Raw genomic sequence first — 17,810 nt, 5'->3', positions numbered from 1 at the left:
AGGGCTACAGTTTCGAGGCTTTTCTTGGGAGCTGTTCGACCAGATGTCTTGCTAGCTTTTTGTACATGAGCATGCGGTCGATCGGTTTGGAGAGGTAGTCGTCGAATTGGGCTTCGCGGATACGTTCCTCGTCTTCCTTCATCGCAAAGGCGGTCTGGGCTACGATGGGAAGCTTGCAGCCTTTTGCTCGGAGAACTTCCTTGGTTTGAAATCCGTCCATGCCAGGCATCTTGATGTCCATCATGATGAGATTGAATGGCCCTTCTTGTTCGTATGCGTGAACAGCTTCTGGTCCGCTGTGCGCCCAAACTGTTTTCACGCGGCAGCGCTTAAGGGCCGCCTCGATATATCGGAAGTTGGTCTCTTCGTCGTCGACCACCAGAACCTTCAAACTGTCCAGGAATTCTGGGTCGAGGTCGGGAAGGTTGGCGTTGTGAGGATCGAAAGTGGAAGCCTCGTCCAAGTGGTTGATCTTTGGCAGCGGCAGTACCAGCTCGAAGCAGGAGCCTTTGCCGAGGGTCGATTCTAGTTCGATTCCACCTCCTAGAAGTTCGGCCAAACTGTGTGATATGGCGAGCCCCAAGCCGACTCCGCGTCTCGCTCGTTTATCGTCCTCTTGTAGTTTGTAGAAACGTTCGAAGATGGCTTTCTGATCATCTGGGCGTATACCGTTTCCTGTATCGGAAACGGAAATACGAAGCTTCTCGTTTTCTGCTCGAACGGCGAGTGTAACGGAACCGGTTTCTGTGAACTTGATCGCGTTGTTGATGAAGTTGTCGACGATCTGCTTGATGCGGTTGCGGTCGGAATCGATCGAGATGTCGAGGGTGGGGAGTTTGTTCTGTAGGCGAAGTTCTAGCCCTTTCTCTTGGGCTTGAACGGAATGGGAGTGGATAATGTTCTCGATTAGCTCCTTCAGTTGGAACTCGGACTTGGCGATCTTCAGCTGTCCGGATTCGATGAGTGAAATGTCGAGGATGTCGTCGATGAGGCGTAGCAGCGAGTCGGAGTTGTCGATGATGATGGGGATGTACTCGTCTAGTTCCGCAGCATCTTCGGCGCACTCGAGGAGCTTGGAGAAACCTACGATCGCGTTTAGGGGAGTGCGAATCTCGTGGGATAGGTTGGCGAGAAACGATGACTTGAGCTGGTCGGATTGTTCGGCCTGAAGCATTGCTTCCTCGAGTTTCCGAGTACGCTCTTTCACTCTTCGTTCAAGGAGATTTTTGTGCTCGGCTAGCTCGTCGCGTTGCTTGATGAGCTGAGCACTTTGAGTGGCGAGTTCTTCGTTCTTGTCGTTGATCAGGTGGGTGCGTTTCTCGACGAGATCTTCGAGTCGCCGGTGTTCGCTCTTGAGTCGCTTTTCACGTTTCAAGATGAACGCGGCGATGAGCGCTACGATAGACAGGCCACTCAGCGTGAGGAACCAGGTCCTTTGCCAGAAAGGCGGAGTTATGATGATCTCGAGGCTGGCTCCTTGTTCGTTCCAGTAGCCATCGTTGTTGCTGGCTAGGACGCGAAACAGGTAGGTGCCGGGGTCGAGGTTCGTGTAGTTCGCTTCTCTTCGAGTGCCGACGAAGTTCCAGTCTTTATCGAATCCTTCGAGTTTGTATTTGTAATTGTTTTTTGGAGACTGGATGTAGTTTTTTGCGGCAAACTTGATGGTGAGCACCTTTTGCTCGTAGCCGAGGGTGATGGTCTTCGTTTCGAGGATGCTTTTCTGGAGCGGGCTGTTCGCCTTGTTGTCGGGATCGATTTGTAGAGATTTGAAGAAGACCTGTAGGTCGGTAATAAATACGGGAGGCGGGGTTGTGTTGTCTTTGATTTTCGATGGTTGGAAAAATGTTATTCCTCCGTTTTGTCCGAAGTTGATGGTTCCATCTTCCCATTTGGCTACGGCGGATGGCAGAAACGAATCGTGCACGATACCGTCGAGCGTGTCGTAGAATTTGAATTCGCCGCTGCTAGGATCGATGCGAGCGAGACCGTTGTCGGTTCCGACCCATAGGTGGGAGAAATCGTCTTCGGCGATCGCTTGGACTTGCCTGGCGGTTTCTTGGGGATCCGTGAGGTAGCGAGTGAAGGACTTGCTCTCTGGGTGGTATAGATTGAGCCCGTTTTTTGTGCCGACCCAAAGCTGTCCCTTTGAGTCGAAGAAGAGGGTTTGGCAGTGGGCGTCCGAGAGGGAGTCGGATGTATCGGTGGGAGTTAGGCTATCGAATGTGTCGGTTTCTGGATTGAGGATGGACAGCCCGATTGGAGTTGCGACATATACAGCTCCGTCTGGACCTACCTCGATGTCGGAAGGCCAGTCATCGAGCAGGCTTTGCTTGGTGTTTTCGGGATTGTAGCGGTATGAGCTAAAGGTGTTGGTTGTCGGATCGAAACGTGAGATACCTGCTCCCTTGAGGGCGATCCAGAGGTTGCCATCCTCGTCTTCAGCTACCGCGCGCGGATCGTTTCCGCCGATGGAGTTGGGGTCCTCGGGATCGTGGCGGTAGGTGGTGAAGTCTCTCCCTTGCTCATCGAAGAGCTGTAGGCCTCCATTGTAGGTTCCTACCCAGATTTGTCCTCGACTGTCCTCAAAAATGGAATACACGCCGCTGCGTCCGATGCTTCGCGGGTTGTTTGGGTCTTTTCGGAGTGAAAAGAGGAGGGTCCCTTCGCGCGCGAACACGTCTATGCCGGAATGGCTGTATCCGAGCCAGAGGCGTTGCTGGCTGTCGCGCAGGAGCGAGGATACGACGGGTTTGAAGCCAGGTCGGTGATCTGGCGGACGAGGGGTGAAGGTGTCGAACTCCTTGTTGTTGCTCGAAACGTAGATTCCGTGCTTGTAGGTGCCGACCCAAAGATTGCTTTGGGTGTCGATCAGAACACAGCGAGTAGATCCTGCGGGAAGGGAGTCGTCGCGTTCGGTTGGTCGGTGGTCGAACAGTTTTGTGCCATCCCGCTGGAAAAGTGTCATTCCGCCCGCGTGGCAGGCCCAAATGTGGTCTGAACCGTGAGGGTAGAGCTTGTGGACTCGGGAGGAGGTCAACGCGTCTCGAAGGCTGCTCGCCTTCCCTGATAGGATGTCGATGTGGGTAATGCTGTGATAGGAGGAGGCGACCCAGACGATCCCGCGCTCTCGGTCAGGCACGAGGCTGTAGAGGAAGTTCTTGGCGCTTCCTTCTGGCGGAGTTAGGCCGTCGACGTACTTGCGAGTATTCAAATTCTGGGGATCGAAGCTGTAGAGCGCGGAGTCGGAGCCGATCCAGAGCACGTCCTGCGAATCGAAGGACATCGACTTGATGGTGCCGAAGCGGTTGGTGACCTTCGCTTCGAAGCGATCTTCACCGGGGTTGTAGACATAGATCGACCCATCTTCGGCGGAGGCGAAGATGTTGCCTGAACTATCCTCGACGATCGCGTTGCAGCGATTGTTGAGGTTGTTGTTCATGTCGACCGGGTTGAGAACGTAGTTTTTGAAGGAGTCTATTTCCGGCAGGTAGCGGCTGATGCCTTTTTGGGTGCCGATCCAGAACTGTTTTCTCGAATCCAGATGGAAGCACCAGACGGTGCTGTGAATGAGCGAATTGGGATCGTTCGAGTCGTTTTGGTAGGAAACGATGTCGTAGCCGTTGTAGCGGTGGGCTCCATGGCTGGTGCCGAACCAGATGAAATCTGCAGGGCCTTGCGCGACCGAGTGTATTTGCCCGAATTGGCTTCCGGCTTGTTCGTTGAGGGATTGGAAGCGTAGCTTCTCGAAGTTCCTCTCCTGGGCCGAAGAGAAGGCGGTGAGGATTAGTAGGGTGAAAATGCAAACAAGTTGCGGGAGTGGGTGGGTATGGGGCATGTCGTTTAAAACGATGAAATATTAGCATAGTATCGCTGCTTAGCCTAAGGAATCGAGCCACATGTGTTGATTCCCGGAGTCTTTGAATCTTTTTTGATTTCTTAACCGGAACCTCCATCGGCCTCCTCGGTCGTAACGGCCGAATTTGAACGGAATAAGCTGAGGTTTGGGTAGGACCTACGGCTGTGTGGTTGAGAATACGTTTTTAGGAATTATTTATAAAACCTTCGGGATTCGTTGTGCTTTTTTTAAGCCTCCTCCCGTTCCGTTCCTCCGAATTTGGCGACTTCGCCTTTCAATGTAGATTTGCATATGGTAACCGATTCTAAGCCGACGGCTGTCGAAGCGACTCGCTCCGACTCCAAAGTTAACGAGTATGAGCGAGAGCCTGTACCGAAAAACGCGCAGAAAGGAGCGGGTAAATTCTGGGGAATGTATGCGGGCGAGCATGCGGCCGGAACCGAGTTCATGATCGGGCCTTTATTCCTGCTCGCGGGGGTATCGCTACAGAATATCGTTTGGGGGCTGCTGTTGGGGAACTTGATGGCCGTTCTAAGTTGGCGATACGTTTGTGTGCCGATAGCGACGAAGGCTCGCTACACGCTGTATCATCATCTGGAGAAGATCGCGGGCAAGTGGCTTGTGCTCTTGTACAATCTGGCGAACGGGTTGTTGTTTTGCTTTTTGGCGGGTGCGATGATCACGGTGTCGGCCACAGCTGTTGGTATCCCTTTCGACATGACGATGCCGACCACGGACGATTGGCTTCCGAATAGCGCGATGTTTGTTGTGGTCGTTCTGGCGGTCGGGCTTGTGATCGCGATTGTCGCGTCCCTCGGCTACGATACGGTGGCCAAGTTCGCGAATATCGCTTCCCCGTGGATGGTTCTTGTTTTCCTCGCCTGCGGGATTGTGGCGTTCAAGCAACTGGGAGCGGGAAGCTGGGAGGAGCTCAACAGCATTTGGACTGAATCGATCGTTTTCGCTCAGGACGGCGAGAGCGAGTCGACCATGGGATTTTGGAGCGTCTTTCTTTTTGCCTGGTTTTGTAATGCGGCGATGCACGTTGGCATGGCTGACTTGTCGGTTTTCCGCTTCGCGAAGAAGGCTTCGGCAGGGTGGGCGACCAGCGCCGGGATGTACGTCGGGCACTATATGGCCTGGGTTGCGGCAGCGTTCATGCTAGCTGCCCAGATCAAGCTGAACCAGGATGCGAATCCGGTGCCAGGACCGATGGCGAACAACGTAGTCGGCCTTGCGGGTGTCATTTGTGTGGTGGTGGCCGGTTGGACTACCGCGAATCCCACTATTTACCGAGCGGGGCTGGCGTTTCAAGCCATGGCTCAGACGATATTTCCCAATGTATCCAGATTTTGGGCGACGTTTACTGCCGGATTGATCGCGACGATTGCGGGGGCGTTTCCGGCCTTCGCTTGGCAGTTGCTAGGGTTTGTCGGACTCTACGGGACGATTTTGGCCCCGATGGGCGGCGTGATCTTTTTTGACTGGTATGTACGACGAAAAGGGGACGTCGCCGCTTTCCACGATTCCGCTCCTCACACTTCGTTTAGCGTGCCGGTGCTGCTGGCGTGGCTGATCCCGGTGGTGCCAGCCTTCTATCTGATCGTTTACCAAGGCTATACGGCGGTAAACTTCGTGTTGCCGTGCTGGCTCATAACAGGGGTTCTTTATCTGGTTCTAAGTCGTAAACCATCAGCATCCTAACCTAAAAGATATCAATACTATGAATACTATGCTTCGAATTATCGGATGGTTGGGACTCGTGCTGACCTTGGTTCCTTCGCTTCTTTTTCTTTTCGACGCCATTTCGATCGAGAGTCTGAAGCTCGCGATGACGATCGGTATGGTCGTCTGGTTTTCTGTGGCGATCATCAGAAATCGTTTGGAACCAGCCACGGATTGACAGGGTTATGGGGCGAGAATCCGCTAGGTCTGTGGAAACTCGCCACGTGCAGGTAGAGGGCCTCCAAACGTTTGTTGTTTGGGGGCGAATCTGTGGTTGATATCGTGTACTGTTGACTGGGAGGAGGCTGGCGCTAGTGCGGCGTTTGGTTTCACTTCTTCCATCAATCGAAGAGTCTTTGTCTATTCCTTTCGGGGGAAGCTGCGTGTACTCTTTGCCGTCCCTTTTGCCAACCCCGCCTGAAATGCTCATGAACTGGAACGTTTGTTTGTCGTCGCTTGTTGCCATCTCTCTCGCCGCGTCATGTTATGCCAAAAAGTTGGATACGGAGGTTTCCTATGGCGAGTTGATCTTCTTTGACGACTTCGAACGTCAGGAGTCGCAGGAGATCAAGGATGAACCGGGCAACGAGTGGACCACCAGCAGCGATAAAACGGCTGGAGGTCGCAAGCAGGTGGACTTGGTAGATGGTGTGATGCACATGCAGACGCTGGAGGGCGCGAATCACGCCGTCTCCACGCGGCACGCATTTGAGTTTGAGGATGGATCGATCGGGATGAAGTTCATGCTGCCAAACGATGGGGACTCGTTAAAGCTGAACTTTGCGGACATGACCCTGAAGTCGGTGCACGCGGGGCATTTGTTTGATGCCGTCGTTGGCTTGGACTATGTGAGCTACGAAGATAAGAAAACAGGCGTAATGGACCTGGAAATACGGAAAGCTCGAAGGGAGAAGAGTCTCAGTAAAGAGCAATCGGCAATGTTGAAGACGAAAAAGCTCCGGGTGGTCCACTCAATTGAGAAGGGCGTTTGGCATGAATTGTTTGTTCATGTGGATCGAGATACGATTTGGATGGAGATTGATGGGACTGTACTTGAACAGTTCAGTTCAGAAGGCTTTGCCCATAGGCGGAAAGGGCTGCTTCGTCTGCTCGTTCCAGGACATGCTTACGTCGATGATGTTAGAATCTGGCGACGCAAGTGAGTCTCTGAGTCCCTTTGTACCCCAAAAACCTACCCCAATCCATGAATCGCTTTTTGTTCTCTCTCTCGGCGTTGGCGAGCTGTTGCTTACTGAACGCGGATGACGTTTTAGGTCCTTATATTGAAAAGGACGGTATCGTGATCTTCGAAGCCGAAAATACAGAGTCGGAATTCGGTCTCTGGACGAAAAAGACCGAAATCGAAGGACACCAAGGAGATGGATACATAGAGTTTGGCGGCAACTCTCCTGCGTCAGGCCCTGCAAACTCGCCCCTCGAGTATGAGTTCAAAATTACGAAACCGGGATTGTACCGCTTACATCTTCACTGTGCTCGGGTCATGGTGGTCATCAATGGTGAGAATCGGCATGATGTAGCGAATGATGGATACGTGAGGGTCGAAGGCGATTACGGTGAAGGCCCAAACGCTGGAAATGAACATGGGGACGACGGTCTACTGAGCTTGTTGAAAAAGAACACCAAGTTCTTTGGCGGAAAGAACAGGGAGTTCGTCTGGGCGTCCGGAAATCGTCTCGATCCCGGAGGCCACAACAACAAGCGAAAGGCTGTCTATGACTTCAAGGCAGGTGAGACTTACAAGTTGGTCCTTTCAGGGCGATCACAGCTTTTTAAGGTAGATCGGATCATGTTTCGTCATATGGACGTACCCGTTGCGGTTGCTGAGGATTTGGAGAATCCTGAATCTCTTCGAGATGGGCAGAAAATTGGCTTTCAGAAATATGCGGAAGAGAGCGGTTTGATTGGTGGTCTGAGTGGCGACGATGATAATGACGGTCTTTCAAACTTCTACGAGTTCAGTGTCGGTGGTGACCCTTCGGATTTTAAGAGTCGTGGATTTGCTCCTAAACTCATGAGGGCGGAGAATGGGGCTCTCGTAATACGAACTGTCGAGCGTCAAAAAAGATCGTATCGGGGTGTTAACTACACCTTGCAAATGCGTGAACACTTAGGCTCCGGAGAGTGGACTTCTGCAGGGGAGATCGAACACAGCCGCGAACAGTTGGCAGAAAAACCGGATTTTGAGGAGGTCATTTTGCAGATAGCAGATGCCTCGAGCCTTCCGGCGAAGGCATTCTTCAGAGTGAAGATTGAGGAAGCTCAATAGTCTTCACGCCGTTGAACGAGGCCTTTTATATCTTGAAATTGAGGCCCGTAGTCCCGTTGGATTCCAAGACGATCGTTTGATTCGCGGTCCAGTTTTTCAGGGTGGCGCTGACGTTTCTCTTTCCCGTGACAAGGCCTTCTAGGAGGTAATCTCCATTTTTGTCTGTGTAGGTGAAGTGAGTATCTCCGGATTGAATCCGGACGTTAGGGAGTGGCTTCCCATTCTTCTTGCTCACTCGACCCGAAATGGAGGCTGTGCCAGGTTTGTTTGCGATCGTATCGGCCAACCATTGGCGGAGCAGAAGTGTGGAGGGGCGATCCTCGAGAAACATAGTATCTGTGTGTGCCCTGAGTTTTGAGTCTGCGAATGTAACTGGAAATTGTAGTCTCTCGAAGAGCTTGTGGAGCTCTTGGTGCTGGGTGTTGTCGGTATGGAAGGTTGCTCGCCCAGCTTTTCGAGGCCCGCGGATGCTTAATGCGGAATCGTAGTCGGCACCGCCTATGCCGTCGCCATCGTAGTGTTGGCAAGCGTGGAAGCCGAGCCAGACGTCTGAGATTTGCTTGTTGCGGAGTCCGATGAATCCCGCGGCGACTGCTCCCCGGGAGAAGCCGGTAATTATGACGGAAGAATGGTCGCCGCCGAAATCCTCGCAGAGCATCTTTACGAGTTCCACTGCGTAGTCAGCGGTAGCATCGGCATCGCCCCAGCCATTAAGCGCTTGGGTTTTCAGGTCGGCGTTGACGTAGGGCGCATTGACCCAAATGTATCCATCTCCTTCGGACATGCCGTAACCCATGCGGGACCCTTCGGGGGTGCCTGGGGAATAGACCTTTGAGGTGAGCCAACGGTTTCCAGCATACTCGACGATGATTGGGTAGCGTTTTCCGGGCTGCCAGTCGTTTGGAAGATAGAGACTATGGTAGATGCTGGTATTTTCGAATGACGGTAATTTTTGACGCACTCTCTTGCCAGGAGCAGGGGCGGAATCGATCATAGGAGGAACGCTAAGGCGGTTCGCTGCACTGAAATCTGGACGTTCGCTTGGTGGCTGACCTCGGAGAGTGATTCTCCCAATGGTGTAGCTTCCGAATGCTTTGGGGCGATCAACAGTGAACTGGATGTGTGTGATTTTGCTCGGATCGCACTTGCTCATTAGTCCGCCAGGCCAAGATTGCCAGAGATCGACCGAACAGACTTTGGATTCGCCAGGGGCGAGCTCCACTGTTCCTGCTGCAGGATCCCATGTGACTTCGCCGACCGCCCAGAAAGTAATTTTCAGAGGAGCGTCTCCTGTATTGACGATCGTTGTATCGAGGTAGTGGTGACGAGAAAGATCCTGTTGTTCTAGTGCTAAAGGAATCTTGACCGAGGGAAACAGGTTTCGTTTGTCGGTAATGGCGACAGCAAGGAGTTCCTCAGGCGAGGGCGATGGAGTGATCTCGGTTGCTGAGAGCTCAATGCTAGCAGAAGAAATGTCGAGTGATAGGTCTGTGGGGGTTGACCAGAGACTTAGGTTAAACAGAACAAAGAGTAAGCTGGCGGAGGCGAGTTTCACTGTGAACTTTGGGGAGGGGTGTTCACGTCCTGCCTACTGCACTATTTTGCCTGTAGTATAGTCGAGCTGCTTACCTGTGTACGGGTACTCGTCGAAGATGTCGCCATTACCCAAGGTGCGAGGGTCGCCTTGGTCGGTGAGCTCCTTTTCCATCTGTTTGCGAAGGCGCTGCTTTATGCGTTTGTATTCGGGATTGTCGGCCAGGTTGTTTACGCAATCTGGATCCTTGCTGACTTGGTAAAGCTCTTCCTCCGGGCGTTTGCCGAAACTCTGCTCATAATATTTGTAATCAGCATCGCCAGGCTTGAGTTCGGTGAGATAAGTCTTGATAGGGGAACCGTCTACGTTTCTGTATCCGTATTCTGGATTCCCTGCGGGCCAGAGATTTGGCTTTATGTTGTGGACGTAGAGGAACTCCTTGGTGCGGATGGCACGGACAGGATAGGATAGGTTTATACCGTCTTTGGTGGCTCGACCTGTATCGTGACGTTCCTTCCCGAGAAGAACGTGGTCACGGCTTTTGTCGATCTGGCCAGACTTTGGAGACATGAGAACGTCTAGGAAGCTCTTGCCAGTCATCTGCTCGTGTGGCTCGTAGCCAACTGCCTCCATTATGGTTGGAGCAAAGTCGGGAAAATTGACGAAGTCTTCGATGACGCGTCCCGGTTTAATGACTCCTTTCCAATATGCGATTAGTGGAACGTGGACGCCTTCGTCGTAGAGCTGCCCTTTGATTCGTGGGAAGGGCATCCCATGGTCGGAGGTTATGAGGATGAGCGTGTTCTCGAGCAGTCCGCGATCTTCCAGGGCTTTGACGGCACGGCCGATGTGGAGGTCGAACCATTTTACTTCGTTGGCGTAGTCCAAGAGGTCGCCACGAACGATTTCGTTATCTGGGTAAAAGGCAGGGACTACAGCGTCTTCCAGTTTCATTCCGACTTTTTTCCACTGGTCCTTTTCGTACGCTCTGTGGGGTTCGTAGGTGCCGAGCCAGAAGCAGAAGGGTGCGTCGGATGGTTTCTGATCGAGGAAGAGTTCGAAGTTCCCTGCGTAGTCATCGTTGCTCATCGACTTGAAAGGCGGCTTCAGTTTGAGCTTCTTGTATGCGGGCCCAGCCGGATTGTGTTCCGTTGCGTAAGTCCCAGGTCCCCAGCCTTTGCCGGTGTGACCGACGTGGAAGCCTTTCTCCATGAGCAGGTGTGGGTAGAATTTGAATTCGGCCGGGAAATCTGGCCAGTGATTCGTGGCTTCCTTCAACTGCCAGCTGAACCGGCCAGTGACGAGGCAGGCTCGAGCCGGGGCGCACTTCGGGTTGCAGTTGTAAGCGTTATTGAAGATGGCCCCTTGTTCGGCGAGACGATCGAAGGCTGGCGTCTCGATTGTTGTGCCACCATAGGCGCCAAACGTCCGCATCGATGCGTCATCGGCGATGATGAAAAGAATGTTCGGCCTTTCGGCTGAGAAGAGTGAAAAGTGAAACGTGAAGAGAAAAAGGGATACGAGTAGGGGCTTCATCTTAGGACGAGATCCTAACCCACTTCGGTACTCCTTGTATATACAGTTTTCGGTCCTTTATGTGCCTTTTTCAGGATCCAAGGTGGCGGCTGGAAGAACCCTGTAGTTCGTTTACCCTACAACCGCTTTGGGTTGACTGGAGAAGTGGGAATCTGGCCGCTTGCCTTAGCTCGAAGACGTGGACGAAGCTCGTTCATTATTGCAATAGCTTCTGGATCGGGATTGAGGGCGAGATTGTTGAATTCCATTGGATCGGAATAGTGATCGTAGAGCTCGACGCCAGATTCGCCTTCTGCCCACTCGGTGTAGCGCCAACGATGAGTGCGTATTGAGCATCCCATTACTTGTGTATCTAGGCGATCGTCGGCGGGACGAAGGATTTGGGTGACGGCTTCACCGTCCCATTCCCGAATTGGACCCTCTAGAAGGGGGCGTAGGCTGCGGCCGGCGAGGCCGTCTGGTGAGCTGATGCCGGCTACGTCAGTGAGAGTTGGGTAAATATCAACGAACTCGACGATTCGCGGCGAGGCTTGACCGTTGCCCGCGAGTCCAGGGGCTCTAATTATCAGCGGAGTGCGGGAGCCTTGCTCAAAGAGTGTACGCTTTTGCCAGATACCGTTGTGTTCGCCGAGGTGATAGCCGTGGTCACTCCAAAATACGACAATCGTATTGTCGGCGATTTCAAGTTCATCGAGAGCATCTAGGAGTCGGCCAACCTGAGCATCGATGAACGAAACGCATGCATAATAGGCCTGCATGGCTTTGCGGCATGTGAGCTCATCGAGATTGTAGTGGGGAACTGGATTGTTGTGGGCGAAGGCAGCGGTGGGAACATCCTCGCGATCGTTTTCGGGCGCGTAGGGAAGCCGCATTTGCGACAACGGATACATGTCGAAGTATTTCTTGGGAGCGACGTATGGAGTGTGGGGACGGAAAAAGCCGACGCCCAAGAAGAAGGGTTCGTTCTTCTTTTCGGCCATGATTTTGATGGCTTCAGTTGTGATCATACCATCGGTCTGCTCCTCGTCCTTTCCGTCGGCCGCGAGCCAGCTAAGAGCGGCGCTGATTTTGCGGTGAGGCTCGGCGTTGAAGATAAGGTCTTCGTCTGTCTTGTCGCGTCCGTAAGGATTGACGGTGCGTTGCCACGATGGGGGATCGTCAAATCCGTCGGTACCGATGCTCGCTGGAACGTTGTAGTGATAGATTTTTCCGACGCGGGCCGAAAACCAGCCTTCTTGCATAAAACGCTGAGATAGGGTGATGGCGTCTGGAACCGTATCTCGGAAGTGGGCGTCGAGGTCGTAGACTTTGATTTCGTCTGGCCGGAGGCCTGTCATGACCGACGCGCGAGTGGGATTGCAGAGCGGGAGTTGGTTGTAAGCCCTGTCGAAGCGAACGCCCGTCGCAGCTAGGCGATCGATGTTTGGAGTGATCGCTACCTTATCTCCGTAACAGCCCAAGGCTGCGGCAAGATCATCAACCGCGATGAAGAGAACGTTTGGACCCGCCCGCTCGGCCGAGAAGACGGACAGTTGAAAAGCGAAGAGTGATACGAAGGTGATGAGACGAAGCATAGTTGGGGTGGTTAAGGCACCTCAACTTGCGGCAAGTCATCTGGCTTTTCTAGCTAATTTACAAACGTGATTGGTGTCGTTGAGCAAATGCGTCAACGCGTGGTAGGTATTCACTGGGTATCTTGACGTCAGAAAGAAACCAGAATGCTCGTCGGGCGAAGATGAAATTGTCTGTATTCAAAAGTTGGGCAACTTTATCGATCGCTTGAGTAGAAGGTGGCTCTTCGCGTTGGAGAAGTCTAAGCAGGAGATCGACTTCCTGGTAATTCTTGAGATCGAGCAGGTGTCGGGTGAAGGACTTTAGTAAAGAAGGCGAGGGCAGCGACTCTGAATCAAGAAGTGAATTGAGAATAAGCACCCGCTGTTCGGTACTGCCTGATTCGAAGAGAGAGGCGTAGGCCTTGTTGCGATCGCTTGATGGAGCTGAATCAAAGTAACGGAGAGCGAGCTTACTGGTTTCTCGGGGTGTGTGGAGAAGTGCAGTCACTGCGATCTCCATGGAGTGGGTATCATTGATGTTTCTCGTTCTCATCTCCTCGAGCGCGAAGGATTTGGCTCGAACGTCACCGCTTTTTAGATACGCGTGCAAATCGTCGCGGTCGGAGAGGGAGGTCGTTAGGGCACGTGCTCGCTTGCTTAATTCTCCATTCGCCCAATGCCAGAGAGTGTAGCTTGTCCAAGCTGCGCCTTCTACTGCTGCTCCCTCGAACATCTCTGGGGTGGCTCCGGACGTTGCGTGTGGGTCCTCGATGAGCTCGGCTTCGTGGTTCTTGATGTCCTCGCGCTTGACGTCCTTTAGGACTGAGTCCCTTTCGCCGAGGATTTCGTGGAGACGCTGATAGTCCTCTGCGGTAAAGGGAGCACCCTCGGCCTTTTCGAGTTCGACACCGGGTTCGAGCTCGAAACGGTCATAGTAACCTAGGCTATCCCAGAAAATGCGTACGTTGACGATGGAGCACTCGCCATCGGCGCAAAAGACCGATTCTGCATCCAGGTAATAATCCTTCGCCTTCTTGTTTTTGGTGAATCTCTGGACGAGCGTTTGAGTCTCGGGACCCGAACCATCGTCACCTGGGTGACGAACGTGAATGATATGGTCTTTTTTCGCTGGCTTGGCGGATACGGCAGTCGTGAGTGCGAGATACTGGATCAGAGCGCCTGCGAGAATTTTACGGAGGCGGGTGGGGCTATTGACTGTCGCTAGAGGAAGCATAAAAACGGTTGGGATTTGCTATGGCTATTCAGTGGCTTCGTCAATTGATCCCGTTGGTAGGCAGTTTACATGTGCAAAAGAAAGGGCCGAGGTGTTCGCCTCGGCCCTTCGCCCAAACCATGTCACGGAGTTACCCTTCTCCGATTCGACATTTTATGAAAAAGTGAGTTATAGGCCTTTGTTGTTTTTGGCTGTGATCGAAGTGCAGTCATCCGTTTGGCTAATGCCGATGTCGTGGCTGAAACCTTTGGCTTTGTTGCCTTTGATCAATACGTCGTCGCAGTATTCAAGAACGATGGACGGTCCTTCGTCCGCTTCTGGATACTTGTTATCGAAGATCAGCGTGTTGTTCGTTATATCGAGTCCTTTGACTGAAAGCGCTTTCACTGAAAGGCCATTGAATGTCTTGATGGTATTGCCTGTGAAGCGAACGTTTCGGTGGTAGTGACCCTCGCCGAAGCGTTGTTCTGGACGAAAGAGTGGGGAGGCGAGTAGCGGGTAACGTTCGGTTTTTGCGTAGCCGACGTTATCGAAGGTGTTGTTTCTGATGACGACATCTTCCACAGCCCCGGATTCGTACCATTTGTTGTTGTCGCCTTCGATAAGGATCCCGTGCATCTGGGAGTTGAAGTAGTTGTTTTCGATGACGACCTTTCCCTTTGTAGTTACGAGAACACTACGGGCACGGTTTTGCAAAATGCGGTTGTTGCGCATTATGAGGTCTGGATACCAAGAGAGGTTCTCAACGGAGAGCGGCCCTTTGGGGAGGTTTGCTGGAACATTAGCGACGGTCATGAGGAAGCGATGTTCGTTGATGATCTCAAACTCTGTGACCTCGGTTTCGTGAAAAGGGAGAATGGTTTCACGTGATAGGATTGCGACCTTATCCCCGGGTTCTGCGAATGTGAGACCCCATTGTTGGAAGTGGCTGATCTCGCAGAGAAACTGGTTTTCTCCAAGGTACTCTTCGACCTTCACATATGCGCCGTGGACGTTGATTCCGTCATCTAGCATATGCTTGAATTCACAGTTCTCGAGTTTGATGGTGCCCTTGCATCCGATGAAGTGTGTGGCGTCAGCTCGGGTGGATACGAAGTAACCCTCCTTCGCTTGAACCTTCATACCTTCAAGGGTGACGTTTTCGGTACGCTCGACGATGAGGCCCATACCTCCGCCATCGAGTACGGTGACACCGTCGATGACGATGTCTTTGGAATTGGTCACGTGCATGGCAGGGGCAAGACGATTCGTTGTCTGCGTGCCGTATGTGATAAGGGTTGTGCCGACTGGAGGAGCAACCTTGACCGCTTTTTCGATCTTTACGCGGTTCTTGCCTGCATGGCTGACCTTCATTTTGCCCGCGTTCATTTGATAGGAACGGGTGTCGTAGATGGGGGAGAGCGTCTTAGGGTCCCAGACCATATTCGAACCGATTCCGTCTTCCGCGATCTTGTAGCGTTCGAAGTAAAGCTTTCCGCCCTTTATGGTGTAGGGATCTTGCTTGGGATCTATCTCAACGATGAAGCTTTGGTCCGTATCATCGCGCTCGACGACGAGGAGTTCGTCATGGAATGAGCGGCTCCAGTCGATGGTGAAGTCCTTGAGTGTGACTGTATCCACGCTCTCCAGAGTGAATGGGACCATGTGTCCATGGAACATGAAGAGAGAGCCATCGCCATCGATTGTCAGGTCCTTGTGTCCGTATAGCGGGAAGCCCATTCGCTTGAGGCTGTTGTCGTGGTTGGCGACAGCACGGTAGATCTCCAGAGCGTTTTCAGGATGGAAGTCGTAGGTTCCTTGGGGGAAGAAGAGCGTAACGTCCGGCTCGTCTTTGACCGCGTTTATGAGTTGGTTGACCTGCAAGGTAACGTCTTTGCCCGGCACAATGCCGTGGTCAGCGACGTTTATTGTACGAGCTCCCAGAGACGATAGCGCACAAAGAGAAAATAGGCACAGAGGCAGTTTTTTCATCGGGTAGATTAGTAAATTGGAGTGTTTCTCGTGGGGGCACTTTGGGGTGCGGTCGAGATCTAGAACGACTATAGGCGAATCCTAAAGTGCTCACAATATCCCATCGCGTATAAAACATATGCGATCACGCCGTCGTGTTGAACAGGGGTCGTATTGGCGGTATCGCGTATATGAATTACGTAAAACAGGGTAGCGAAAAGGGACCCCATGTGGTTCAATCGGACTGCTGTCTCGATCTTGTTTTCACTCTCGGGGCAGCAAAACGGCCCGTTTTCCAAAAGTCTGACTTATGAGATTCCCCCATTCCCTTTCTTCGGCGATCCGTTGCGTTGCGACCCTGATTGCCGCCGCGCTCTGCGTTTGTTCATTGGTATCCGCTCGTGTGATCGAGCTGCCACCAGAGGAAGGGGATATGACCCTGAAACTCAGAGAGGCGCTTGAGGGAGTTGAGAGTAAGGACGTGACGATTGTGCTTTCGAAGGGGACTTACCTCTTCAAGCCGGACTACGCGACTCAGCGATACTGTTACGTGACGAACCATAACAATGGCTTGAAGAATATCATCTTTCCATTGAGCGGATTCGACTCGGTGACGATCGAGGGGAATGGAGCGGAACTCGTTTTCCACGGACAAGTGTTGCCGTTTCGCATTGAGGATTGCGACAAAGTGAGGATTCGTGACTTGTCGATTGATTGGGACTATCCGTTCACTTTCCTCGGAGAAGTGGTCGCTACCAACGAAGAGGAAGGTTGGCGCGATATTCGGCCAGTTCAAAAAGGGTATTCTTGGAAGCTGGAGAAGGGGAAACTCGTGTTTCCAAATATCGATGGGTTCAAGTACAAGATTATGGGTGCGACACTTCCTTTTGACGCTAAAGAAAAACGTGTTTCGCACGGAGCATGGGATCAGTATTCAGATCCTGAGCACGTAGAACGACGACCAGGCGGAATTTTGCGATTCCATGAGAAGCTCAAGCAGTATCCGCCAGTTGGAAGTCTGCTGAGTTCGAAAGGAGGCATGGATGAGAATCGATACGCTCCCGCCTTTCAGTTGATGAACTCTCGAGATATTGTTTTCGATGGGGTTGTGGTACACCACGCCTTAGGCATGGGCTTCCTGTTCGAGCGTTGCGAAGATATCGTGATACGCCGTAGTGGCGTGTATTTGAAGGAGGGGACGAACCGTGTGATTTCAGCGCTGGCCGATGCGACTCACTTCTGTAATTGCAAAGGGGATATCCTGATCGAGAACTCTCGCTTCGAGAACATGCTCGACGACACGACTAACGTGCACGGAACCTATGTTGTTGTGGACGAGGTGTTGAATGAACGTACGGTTCGCGCGACCTACGGTCATTTTCAGCAGTTGGGATTTGAGTTTGCTGGAGTTGGAGATGAAGTCTGGTTTATTCACAGCCCTGACCCGAGTCGTGGGGATGTGAATACGGTCGAGTCTGTTCGAGAGATTAACGAAAACTATTTCGAACTGCGATTTGAGGAAAAGCTTCCTGACGCTCTTGCCGTAGGTGACATTCTTGAGAACAAAACCTGGAATCCGACGTTTACATTTCGTGGATGCATCGCTCGGGATCACCGTGCTAGGAATATTGTTATCAAGACACCGCACAAGATCGTGATCGAGGATAACGAATTCTCCTCAATGATGTCCTCAATCTTTTTTAGAGGGGAAACTTTCTTTTGGTACGAATCTGGTGCAGTATCTGATGTTTTGATACGGAACAATCGATTCGAATACTGTGCTTACAGCGCTATGGAGCATGCGGTCCTGTACGTGACTCCACGTCTGGGTAAGAGCTTCGACAAGAGTATCCGTTATGATCGAAACATTCGATTCGTGGATAACCACATAAGAACTTTTGACAATCGCATCGTTTGGGCGGATCGGGTCGAAGGATTGGTGATCAAAGGGAACACTATCGAGAAGGTGGACCAGGGGGATCAGCTTCATCCAGAAGCGGCTTTGTTTGACTTCAAGAATTGTAGCGATGTTGAGATTTCGGGGAACCGCTACATCGGAAGCTATGCCAAGGCGATCGAAGCAGATGCGTCTAGCAGGGAAACGCTCCAGGTTTCGAACAACGAAGGATTTTAAG

The 17,810-nt window shown here is 52.3% G+C and carries 11 protein-coding genes; 5 read left to right on the top strand and 6 right to left on the bottom strand.

What is annotated here, in order from left to right; translation table 11 throughout:
* Window positions 1-4: 4 nt before the first annotated feature.
* Window positions 5-3,835: a hybrid sensor histidine kinase/response regulator gene (locus JIN87_RS00580; RefSeq protein ID WP_200353551.1), complete on the bottom strand. Its 3,831-nt coding sequence runs from the start codon at window positions 3,833-3,835 to the stop codon at window positions 5-7.
* Between the two features lie 312 nt (window positions 3,836-4,147).
* Here JIN87_RS00580 and JIN87_RS00575 point away from each other — a divergent pair, with 312 nt between their 5' ends.
* The 4 genes from JIN87_RS00575 (at window position 4,148) to JIN87_RS00560 (ending at window position 7,868) form a co-directional block, all read left to right on the top strand.
* On the top strand, window positions 4,148-5,560 hold the full coding sequence (locus JIN87_RS00575; protein ID WP_200353550.1) for a purine-cytosine permease family protein: 1,413 nt from the start codon (window positions 4,148-4,150) through the stop codon (window positions 5,558-5,560).
* A 19-nt stretch (window positions 5,561-5,579) separates the two neighbouring features.
* Complete coding sequence (locus JIN87_RS00570; protein WP_200353549.1) at window positions 5,580-5,759, top strand: hypothetical protein; 180 nt, start codon at window positions 5,580-5,582, stop codon at window positions 5,757-5,759.
* Between the two features lie 244 nt (window positions 5,760-6,003).
* Window positions 6,004-6,744: a hypothetical protein gene (locus JIN87_RS00565; protein WP_200353548.1), complete on the top strand. Its 741-nt coding sequence runs from the start codon at window positions 6,004-6,006 to the stop codon at window positions 6,742-6,744.
* Between the two features lie 41 nt (window positions 6,745-6,785).
* Window positions 6,786-7,868, top strand: coding sequence for a hypothetical protein (locus tag JIN87_RS00560; protein ID WP_200353547.1), 1,083 nt, complete (start codon window positions 6,786-6,788; stop codon window positions 7,866-7,868).
* A gap of 25 nt (window positions 7,869-7,893) precedes the next feature.
* Here JIN87_RS00560 and JIN87_RS28680 read toward each other — a convergent pair whose 3' ends face one another.
* The 5 genes from JIN87_RS28680 to JIN87_RS00535 all read right to left on the bottom strand — a co-directional run bounded on the left by JIN87_RS28680 (window position 7,894) and on the right by JIN87_RS00535 (window position 15,696).
* Entirely contained in the window at window positions 7,894-9,423 is a 1,530-nt protein-coding gene (locus tag JIN87_RS28680; RefSeq protein WP_200353546.1) for a carboxypeptidase-like regulatory domain-containing protein, read from the bottom strand.
* A 33-nt stretch (window positions 9,424-9,456) separates the two neighbouring features.
* Window positions 9,457-10,938, bottom strand: a complete 1,482-nt coding sequence (locus JIN87_RS00550; RefSeq protein ID WP_200353545.1) for a sulfatase family protein — start codon at window positions 10,936-10,938, stop codon at window positions 9,457-9,459.
* 116 nt (window positions 10,939-11,054) lie between these two features.
* On the bottom strand, window positions 11,055-12,512 hold the full coding sequence (locus JIN87_RS00545; protein ID WP_200353544.1) for a sulfatase: 1,458 nt from the start codon (window positions 12,510-12,512) through the stop codon (window positions 11,055-11,057).
* Between the two features lie 58 nt (window positions 12,513-12,570).
* Window positions 12,571-13,725: a hypothetical protein gene (locus JIN87_RS00540; RefSeq protein WP_200353543.1), complete on the bottom strand. Its 1,155-nt coding sequence runs from the start codon at window positions 13,723-13,725 to the stop codon at window positions 12,571-12,573.
* A 168-nt stretch (window positions 13,726-13,893) separates the two neighbouring features.
* Entirely contained in the window at window positions 13,894-15,696 is a 1,803-nt protein-coding gene (locus JIN87_RS00535; protein ID WP_200353542.1) for a right-handed parallel beta-helix repeat-containing protein, read from the bottom strand.
* Window positions 15,697-15,985: 289 nt separating this feature from the next.
* Between JIN87_RS00535 and JIN87_RS00530 the strand changes: the two genes are divergently transcribed.
* Window positions 15,986-17,809, top strand: coding sequence for a right-handed parallel beta-helix repeat-containing protein (locus JIN87_RS00530; RefSeq protein WP_200353541.1), 1,824 nt, complete (start codon window positions 15,986-15,988; stop codon window positions 17,807-17,809).
* The last annotated feature ends 1 nt before the right edge of the window (window position 17,810 follow it).

The sequence above is a fragment of the Pelagicoccus mobilis genome, assembly GCF_016595505.1.
Lineage (GTDB): Bacteria > Verrucomicrobiota > Verrucomicrobiia > Opitutales > Opitutaceae > Pelagicoccus > Pelagicoccus mobilis.
The sequence above is the reverse complement of the archived record's forward strand: the minus strand, read 5'-3'. Positions and strand labels throughout refer to the sequence as shown.